Raw genomic sequence first — 8,670 nt, forward strand, 5'->3', positions numbered from 1 at the left:
TCCCCCGCAGCACTGCGGGGGAGGCGGCCTTCGCCGTATGCGGGTGCTCCTAGTACAGCGGGCGGCGGAAGTACGCGCCGGCGGCCGAGTTGGCCAGGCCGATGAGGACCCAGAGCGCCAGGCCGAACTCGATCAGGCCCAGGAGCAGCGAGAACACGACGGCGCCCGCCACCGTGTCGCTGCCGAGCGCGACGAGGTTCGCGATCAGGCCGAGCCCGGAGAAGAGGGTCATCAGCGAGCCGTAGATGATGCCCGAGACCCGGACACCGCCGCGGCCCTTGGACAGCTTGGCGGCGGTCAGGATCGGCCACAGCGAAAGCGCGATGGCGATGATGCCGATGACGACGATGAGACCGCCCGCCAGGGCCCCCGCGTCACTCGCCGAGGAGCTGGAGGAGTCGGAGAACGCCGAGGCGAAGACCGCACCGCCGAGCAGCGCCAGCAGGCCGCCCAGGGCCTGCAGGCTGCCGACGATGAACAGGATGACGCGGGCGGCCTTCACGCCGCCGGGCATCTCGGCCGGAACACCCGGGTACCCGACCGGTCCGCCCGGGTAGCCCTGCGGGGCCTGCTGCGGGTAGGCGTAGCCACCCTGCGGGGGGACGCCCTGCGGCGCCTGCTGCGGGTAGCCGTAGCCGGGCTGGCCCTGCGGCTGCTGTCCGTACGGGTTGTTCGGATCGCCGAAACTCATCTTGGGGTGTTCCTCCGTGGAAGTGCGGGGACGCACGGCAAACGCACGGAGGAAATCTGCTTGGTGCGGTCCGCCCCCCGGCACTGCCCGCGGCACTCTGTCCTTGCATCGTCCTCGGACACGCAAGTGCTTGTCCAGTTGGTTCCCATGGGACCCGTCACTTGTTGTGCAAGCGCAATGAACCGTGCACACCGGCGTACGCCGCGACTGGAATCGGGGCGGCTCCATCCGGGAGGATGGGGCCATGACCGCCCAGATTCTCGATGGCAAGGCCACCGCAGCCGCGATCAAGTCCGAACTGACCGCCCGCGTGGCGGCCCTGAAGGCCCGGGGCATCACCCCCGGCCTCGGCACCCTGCTGGTCGGGGACGATCCGGGCAGCCGCTGGTACGTCAACGGCAAGCACAAGGACTGCGCCGAGGTCGGCATCGCCTCCATCCAGCGCGAACTGCCCGCGACCGCCTCCCAGGAGGACATCGAGGCGGTCGTACGGGAGCTCAACGCCAACCCGGAGTGCACGGGCTACATCGTCCAACTCCCGCTCCCCAAGGGAATCGACACCAACCGGGTCCTGGAGCTGATGGACCCCGAGAAGGACGCCGACGGCCTGCACCCCATGTCGCTCGGCCGGCTGGTCCTGAACGAGCCGGGCCCGCTGCCCTGCACCCCGTACGGGATCGTCGAACTGCTGCGCCACCACGACGTCGAGATCAACGGCGCGCACGTGGTCGTCCTCGGCCGCGGCATCACCGTCGGGCGTTCCATCGGTCTGCTGCTGACCCGCAAGTCCGAGAACGCCACCGTGACGCTGTGCCACACCGGGACGCGCGACCTGTCCGGACTGCTGCGCCAGGCGGACATCGTCGTCGCGGCGGCCGGCGTTCCGCACCTGGTCAAGCCGGAGGACGTGAAGCCGGGCGCGGCCGTGCTCGACGTCGGCGTCAGCCGCGACGAGAACGGGAAGATCGTCGGCGACGTGCACCCCGGGGTCGCCGAGGTCGCCGCCTGGATCTCCCCGAACCCGGGCGGCGTCGGCCCGATGACCCGGGCCCAGCTGCTCGTCAACGTCGTCGAGGCCGCCGAACGGACCACCAGTGCAGGCTGAGCCCGACGCGACCGGACCGGCCGGCCCGACCGCTCCGGCCGGGGCCGCCGTCGGGGCCGAGGCGCCCCGGTCCCGCCGCTTCCCGTCCGTCACCCGGGACACCGCCCGCCCCGAGGGCAGCGGCCGTGCCGTCCCCGGCGCCGTGTCCACGCCCGTCCGCCAGTGGCCCATGCTCGCCGTGCTCACCGCGACCGCGGCCGGGCTGCTGTCCACGGCGTTCGGGCACCCGCGCGTCGGCTGCCTGGTGATCGGGCTGGCCCTGATCGCGGCCTCGGTGCTGCGGCGCGTCCTGCCCTCGGTGGGCATGCTCGCCGTGCGCTCCCGCTTCACGGACATGGTCACGTACGGGCTGCTGGGCGTGGCGATCACCCTGCTCGCGCTGGTGATGGAGCCCAAGCCGTGGCTGGAGATCCCCTTCCTGGAATCGGCGGTTCGCTTCACCGTCCGCTAGCGGGAAGGCCGGCCGGCGACCGATTCGTCGGGGCCCGCGGCCGATTCGCCTTCGAACCCCCGGCGGCGTGTGCGACGTGCCACACGGACCCGGGGGTTCGGCCCCTCCAGGGTCGGATAGCCTGACCGCGGATGTCTCTTCACATCAAGATTCAAGGGAAGCGGCGTCCGTCCAGCACATGGGGCAGGGACGCCCCACCGCCAGCTGTCTAACGGAGAAGGCCATGACCCGCACTCCCGTGAATGTCACCGTCACCGGCGCCGCCGGCCAGATCGGCTACGCGCTGCTCTTCCGCATCGCCTCCGGTCACCTGCTCGGCGCGGACGTGCCGGTCAAGCTCCGGCTCCTGGAGATCCCCCAGGGGATGAAGGCCGCCGAGGGCACCGCCATGGAGCTCGACGACTGCGCCTTCCCGCTGCTCGCCGGCATCGACATCTTCGACGACCCGAACAAGGGCTTCGAAGGTGCGAACGTCGCCCTGCTCGTCGGCGCCCGCCCGCGCACCAAGGGCATGGAGCGCGGCGACCTGCTCTCCGCCAACGGCGGCATCTTCAAGCCGCAGGGCGCCGCGATCAACGCGCACGCCGCGGACGACATCAAGGTCCTGGTCGTGGGCAACCCGGCCAACACCAACGCGCTCATCGCGCAGGCCGCCGCCCCGGACGTACCGGCCGAGCGCTTCACCGCGATGACCCGCCTGGACCACAACCGCGCGATCTCGCAGCTGGCCGCCAAGACCGGCGCCGCCGTCTCCGACATCAAGCGCCTCACCATCTGGGGCAACCACTCGGCGACCCAGTACCCGGACATCTTCCACGCGGAGATCGCCGGCAAGAACGCCGCCGAGGTCGTGGGCGACCAGCAGTGGCTCGCCGACGACTTCATCCCGACCGTCGCCAAGCGCGGCGCCGCGATCATCGAGGCCCGTGGCGCGTCCTCGGCCGCCTCCGCCGCGAACGCCGCCATCGACCACGTCCACACGTGGGTCAACGGCACCGCCGCCGGCGACTGGACCTCGATGGGCATCCCGTCGGACGGCTCCTACGGCGTCCCGGAGGGCCTGATCTCCTCCTTCCCCGTCACCTGCAAGGACGGCAAGTACGAGATCGTCCAGGGCCTGGACATCAACGAGTTCTCCCGCACCCGCATCGACGCCTCCGTGCAGGAGCTGTCGGAGGAGCGCGACGCGGTCCGCGAGCTCGGCCTCATCTGATCAGCGGCAACACCCCTTGCGCCCCGGTCAAACACGACCGGGGCGCTTTGGCGTGAAAGGGCCTGTCGGCGGATGTAAGGCACAAATAAGGTCGCCCGGTGACCGACATCCCGATTCCCCGCCAGCCCACCGCCGGCGCCGGGGACGAGCCCCGCGACAGCCGGTCCCCGGTGCACCCCTCCGTCAGCGAGGCGGGCCGCCTCCTGTGCGCGGGCACGTACCTCGACGCCGGATACCGTGATCGGGTCATCGACGAGCTGTACGTGCACGAGGAGCGCATCGTCGCCCCCTCGTACGGCTTCGACGCCTCCCGGGTCCTCGCCCACGCGCTCCGCGCCCGCCGCGCCGAACTCGGCTGGGCGGCCGGTGTCCTCGGTGCCTGGTTCGCGGGCTCCCTGCTCACCGGCGGGCTCCTCGCGGGGCTCCTTCTCCCGTTTCTCTTCCTCAGCCTCGCCGATTGGCTGCGGGCCCGGGAGCTCGCGGTGCTGCGTTTCCTGGGCGTGGTCGTACGGATCTACGCCTGGTGGATGCTCGTCCTGCTCGTCCTGGTGGTGGTCGGCTTCGGGCTGGCCCTCGGGGGCGCCTTCGGTGAACTCGCCGGCTTCGGCGCGGGCCTCACCCTCGGCTCCTCCTCCGGCGGGATGGCCGAAACCACGGCCCTGTGGGGGGTGCTGGCCGTCTTCGCCGCCCTCGTGACGGTCGTCGGGCTGCAGCGCGGCCACGTCGCGCGCGTCATCGCCCAGGACCTCTCCCCGCAGCGCTACGCCGACCCGGCCTCGGACCCCGCCGAAGCCACCCAGGGGGTGCGGTTCGGGCGGATCCGCCAGCGCATCCGCAGCGAACAGCACGCGCCGCTGATCATGTACAACATCAACGACCCGTTCAGCGGCGCGGGGGACCCGTACCGGCCCTGGCACCTGTCGGTCGAACTCCGGCCGCGCGAGGACCTCGGCCCCGACCGCAAGCCCACGCCCGTCACCAACGCCCACATCGTGGAGCGGATCGTGCCGCTGCTCCAGCGCCTGCGGGTGCCCTCGCCGCACGGTTCCCCGCAGGCCGAGGCCGCCGTACTGGACCGGATGCGCGAGCTGGTCATCGACGAGTGCGTGTTCCTGCCGGCCGGCGGGCTGCCGCACCGGGACACCGCCCAGCTCGTCCAGCAGCAGTTCGCGCAGCAGCGGGCCGAGTCCATCGAGGAGGGCGGCGAACGCCGCCGGCACTTCCTGCGCGTCCGGGTGGGCGGCTGGGACGAGAACCTGGTCGTGACCGTCTTCGTACGGGTCCACACGCAGGGCGGCATGATGATGCTGGAGGTGGCACCGCACGTCCTGCTGCCCGTCCACACCCTCTTCCACAACGCGGACGCCACCGCCCAGCGCTACCTGAACAACAACCGGTTCGGGAAGGCCGTCTGGGCCCTGCGGCACACGCCCGGATCGTTCGCGTCGTCCGTGGCCACCCTGGCCCGCGGCATCGCCAGCTGGTGGCGGATCGCCACCGGCGGCCACGGCGGGGCCCGCCCGGAGGGGCCCGGCCTGTCGGTGCGCGAGCTCGCCTCGCAGGACAACGGCTCGCTGTTCCACCTCATGGACCTCGACCGGTACCTGAAAACCATTCAGGACCGGGTCGTGGGCGGGGTTACCGTCGCCCTGCACGACGCGGGCTGGCACACGGAGGAGTTCGCGCAGCGCGCCGTCACCGTCGCCGAGGGCGGGGTCTTCATCCAGTCGGTCCACGACAGCGCCTTCAGCGTCGGCGGCACCGGTCACCACAACACCGTCAAGGGCGGTACGGCCAACAAGGGGAGCAGCGGTGGGAAGTAACGGCGACGACCCCACGGTGCGGCTGGGCGATGTCCACGGCAGCGCCTTCAGCATCGGCGGCAGCAACAACACCAACACCGTCCACCACGGCGGTACGGGGGCGGGCGCACCCGGCGCGGAGGAACTGCTGGAAGCGGTACGGGAGCTGCGCGCGGCGCTCGTACGGCTGCCGCGCGGCGCCGACCGGTCGGCGCTCGACGCCGAGCTGGACGAGGTCGCGGGTGACCTGGAGGACGCGGACGCGATCCGGCCGGGGATGGTCACCCGGCTGCGGAACGCGTTGGAGCGGTGGGCTCCGCTGGTCGAGTCGGTGAGCGCGGCGACCGCCCTGGGTCAGCTCCTCACCTCGCTGGGAGGCTGAGCCGTGGCTGCGTCGGGCGCACCCCGCTGGGATCCGCGGTCGCAGCGCTGGGAGTGGGACCCGCAGGCCCCGGCCCCGGAGCCCGGGCCTGCGCCGGAGCCCGCACCCGGACCCTGGCCGGTGCCTGGGCCCGTGGACGGGCCCGGGCCAGTGCCTGCTCCTGCGCCGGAGCCCGCGCCTGGACCCGCACCCGGCCCCTGGCCCGGGCCGGTGCCTGGGCCCGTTCCCGGGCCCGTTCCCGGTCCTGTGCCCGGCCCGCCGCCGATGCCGCCCGGGCCGCCGCCGGGGCTACCACGCGACCCCCGTGCGCGTGGACCCTGGCTGACCCCGGCGACGGCCGGTGTGGCGGTGGCGGCCGTCGTCCTGGGAGCGGCGGCCGTGTGGTTCGTCATGCGGGACGACGAACCCGTGCGCGAGGCGCACGGGACGATGACGCCCAGCGCCACCGCCACCGCCCCGACGGGATCGGGCGCGCCGACGAAGTCCGCCTCGAAGTCGCCCTCGCCGTCCCCGAGCACGAGCACGTCCGCGAGCCCGGGCGCGTCCGGCGGCCACAGGACGCTCACCGACCCCAAGGGCTTCACGATCGCCGTCCCCGACGGCTGGAACCGCGAGGAGAGCGGCGCCGGCGTGTTCTACCGCTCGCCGGACCGCACCGCCCTGATCCAGGTGTTCAGGGTCGCCGAACCGGAGCTCAGCCCGCTCGACGCGGTGCAGGGCGCCTCCACGGACCTGCGGGCGCGCACCCCGAACTACACCGAGGTCCGCGTCGGCGAGGTATCCGGCGGCTCCGGGGCGGCCGAGCTCGTCTACGAGTACGACAGCGCGGAGTCGAACGGCCGCCGGCGCGGCGTCGAGCGGGTCCTGTTCGCGCAGGACGGCAACAAGTGGGCCGTCCTCGTGGCGGGCCCGGCCGCCGAATGGTCCAGGACGCAGGAGCACCTCGCGGCGGCGCTGGCCGACTTCCGCCCCGGCGGCTGAGGGGTGCTCAGCTCTTGTACATGCCCGGGGTGTAGTGGCCGGGGGTGAGGCGGGTGGTGACGCCGATCCGGTTCCAGACGTTGATCGTCGCGATGACGGCGATCAGCTGGGCCAGCTCCTTCTCCTCGAAGTGCTTCGCGGCCTTCTCGTACACCGCGTCCGGAACGAAGCCGTCCGTCAGGACGGTGACGGCCTCGGTCAGCTCGATCGCCGCCAGCTCCTTCTCCGTGTAGAAGTGCCGCGACTCCTCCCAGGCGCCGAGCAGCACGATGCGCTCGACGCTCTCGCCCGCGGCGAGCGCGTCCTTGGTGTGCATGTCCAGGCAGAAGGCGCAGTGGTTGATCTGCGAGGCGCGGATCTTGACGAGTTCGACGAGGACCGGGTCCAGGCCCTTCTTGGCCGCGATCTCCAGGCCGAGCACGGCCTTGTAGAGCTCGGGGGCGACCTTGGCCATCTGCATGCGGGGGGCGTGTTCGGCGGCGAGTTCCGTGGTGTGCGTGTGGTTGCTCATGGCTTCACCGTACGAACGGGTCGGCCCGCCTATATGGTCCATATCCATGACGGAATCCTGGGCCACTTTGGGTGCGGACCTGCACCTGGACCTCTCCGCCGGCCGTGGTCTGCGGGCCGGACTCACCGAGGCGCTGCGCGAGGCCGCGCGCAGCGGGCGGCTGGCCGCCGGGACCCGGCTGCCGTCCTCCCGCTCGCTCGCCGCCGACCTGGGGATCGCCCGCAACACGGTCGCGGAGGCCTACGCCGAGCTGGTCGCCGAGGGCTGGCTGACGGCCCGGCAGGGATCGGGCACCCGGGTCGCCGAACGGGCCCGGCCGCGCAAGCCCGCCGCGGCCGCCCGCGTACGGCACCCCGCGCGCCGGGGGGCCGCGTACAGCCTGCTGGCCGGCTCCCCGGACCTGGGCGCCTTCCCGCGCGCGGCCTGGCTGTCGGCCGCCCGGCGGGCGCTGACCGACGCGCCGAACGCGGCCTTCGGGTACTCCGCCGACGGGCGCGGCCGGCCGGAGCTGCGGGAGGCGCTGACCGGGTACCTGGCGCGGGCCCGCGGGGTGTACGCGGACCCGGACCGGATCGTGCTGTGCTCCGGGTTCGTGCACGCGCTGGGGCTGCTGGCCCGGCTGCTGCGGGCGCGGCGGGTACGGGAGATGGCGGTCGAGGGATACAGCCTGGACATCCACCGGGACCTGCTGGCGCGGGCCGGGCTGCGGACGCGGCCGCTGGGGGTGGACGCGGAGGGCGCCCGTACGGGGGAGCTGACGGGGGCGGTGGGCGCGGTGCTCCTGACCCCGGCGCACCAGTTCCCGACCGGGGCCGCCCTGACCCCGGCCCGGCGGGCGGCGGTGGTCGACTGGGCGCGGACCACGGGCGGGCTGGTCCTGGAGGACGACTACGACGGGGAGTTCCGCTACGACCGCCAGCCGGTGGGCGCGCTGCAGGGGCTGGACCCCGACCGGGTGGTCTACCTCGGCACGGCGAGCAAGTCCCTGGCCCCGGGGCTGCGCATGGGGTGGATGGTGGTCCCGCCGGGGCTGCTCGACGAGGTCCTGGCGGTGAAGGGCATGAGCGACTGGACCTCCAGCGCGCTGGACCAGCTCACGCTCGCGGAGTTCATCACCTCCGGGGCGTACGACCGGCACGTGCGCGGCATGCGGCTGCGGTACCGGCGCCGCCGGGACGAGCTCGTCACGGCCCTGGCCGGGCGGGTGGGCGTCTCGGGCATCGCGGCGGGGCTGCACGCGGTGCTGGACCTCCCGGCGGGGACGGAGCGCTCGGTGGTCCAGTCGGCGGCCTGGCACGACCTGGCCCTGGAGGGCCTCTCCGGCTTCCGCCACCCGGAGGCGGACCTCCCGCCGCGCGACGCGCTGGTGGTCGGCTACGGAACCCCGTCGGACAGCGCCTGGGCCCCGACGCTGTCGGCCCTGTCGGCGGCGCTCCCGTAGCCGGGGCTCCGCCCCGCACCCCGCCCGCGCCCACCCCGGGCGCGGCGGGGGGGTGGCCCCCGGGGGGGCCCGCCGCCCGCCAAGCGCCGGGCG

The 8,670-nt window shown here is 73.4% G+C and carries 9 protein-coding genes; 7 read left to right on the forward strand and 2 right to left on the reverse strand.

Annotated elements, in window-relative coordinates; genetic code table 11:
* Window positions 1–49 precede the first annotated feature (49 nt).
* Window positions 50–691 (reverse strand): hypothetical protein, encoded by a 642-nt coding sequence (locus tag ACFTXQ_RS35945; RefSeq protein ID WP_382649704.1) that lies wholly within the window; start codon window positions 689–691, stop codon window positions 50–52.
* A gap of 244 nt (window positions 692–935) precedes the next feature.
* Between ACFTXQ_RS35945 and ACFTXQ_RS35950 the strand changes: the two genes are divergently transcribed.
* From ACFTXQ_RS35950 to ACFTXQ_RS35975, 6 genes are all read left to right on the forward strand, one after another.
* Window positions 936–1,796 carry a bifunctional methylenetetrahydrofolate dehydrogenase/methenyltetrahydrofolate cyclohydrolase gene (locus ACFTXQ_RS35950; protein WP_382649706.1) on the forward strand — a complete coding sequence of 287 codons (861 nt, stop codon included), beginning with the start codon at window positions 936–938 and terminating at the stop codon, window positions 1,794–1,796.
* Entirely contained in the window at window positions 1,786–2,247 is a 462-nt protein-coding gene (locus ACFTXQ_RS35955) for a DUF3017 domain-containing protein (RefSeq protein WP_382649708.1), read from the forward strand. Before ACFTXQ_RS35950 ends, ACFTXQ_RS35955 begins: the two co-directional genes overlap by 11 nt.
* Window positions 2,248–2,470: 223 nt before the next feature.
* Complete coding sequence (locus ACFTXQ_RS35960; RefSeq protein WP_382649710.1) at window positions 2,471–3,460, forward strand: malate dehydrogenase; 990 nt, start codon at window positions 2,471–2,473, stop codon at window positions 3,458–3,460.
* A 98-nt stretch (window positions 3,461–3,558) separates the two neighbouring features.
* Window positions 3,559–5,283, forward strand: coding sequence for a hypothetical protein (locus tag ACFTXQ_RS35965; protein ID WP_382649713.1), 1,725 nt, complete (start codon window positions 3,559–3,561; stop codon window positions 5,281–5,283).
* Window positions 5,273–5,644 (forward strand): hypothetical protein, encoded by a 372-nt coding sequence (locus tag ACFTXQ_RS35970; RefSeq protein ID WP_382649715.1) that lies wholly within the window; start codon window positions 5,273–5,275, stop codon window positions 5,642–5,644. The genes ACFTXQ_RS35965 and ACFTXQ_RS35970 overlap by 11 nt, the downstream gene beginning before the upstream one ends.
* Window positions 5,645–5,992: 348 nt before the next feature.
* Entirely contained in the window at window positions 5,993–6,625 is a 633-nt protein-coding gene (locus tag ACFTXQ_RS35975; protein ID WP_382649718.1) for a hypothetical protein, read from the forward strand.
* A 7-nt stretch (window positions 6,626–6,632) separates the two neighbouring features.
* Here the strand turns inward: ACFTXQ_RS35975 and ACFTXQ_RS35980 are convergent, their stop codons facing one another.
* The gene (locus ACFTXQ_RS35980) at window positions 6,633–7,136 is read right to left on the reverse strand and encodes a carboxymuconolactone decarboxylase family protein (protein WP_382649721.1); all 504 of its coding nucleotides are present in this window, start codon (window positions 7,134–7,136) and stop codon (window positions 6,633–6,635) included.
* Between the two features lie 46 nt (window positions 7,137–7,182).
* Between ACFTXQ_RS35980 and ACFTXQ_RS35985 the strand changes: the two genes are divergently transcribed.
* On the forward strand, window positions 7,183–8,577 hold the full coding sequence (locus ACFTXQ_RS35985) for a PLP-dependent aminotransferase family protein (RefSeq protein ID WP_382649723.1): 1,395 nt from the start codon (window positions 7,183–7,185) through the stop codon (window positions 8,575–8,577).
* Window positions 8,578–8,670 lie beyond the last annotated feature (93 nt).

It is taken from the genome of Streptomyces sp. NPDC057010, from assembly GCF_042673805.1.
Lineage (GTDB): Bacteria > Actinomycetota > Actinomycetes > Streptomycetales > Streptomycetaceae > Streptomyces.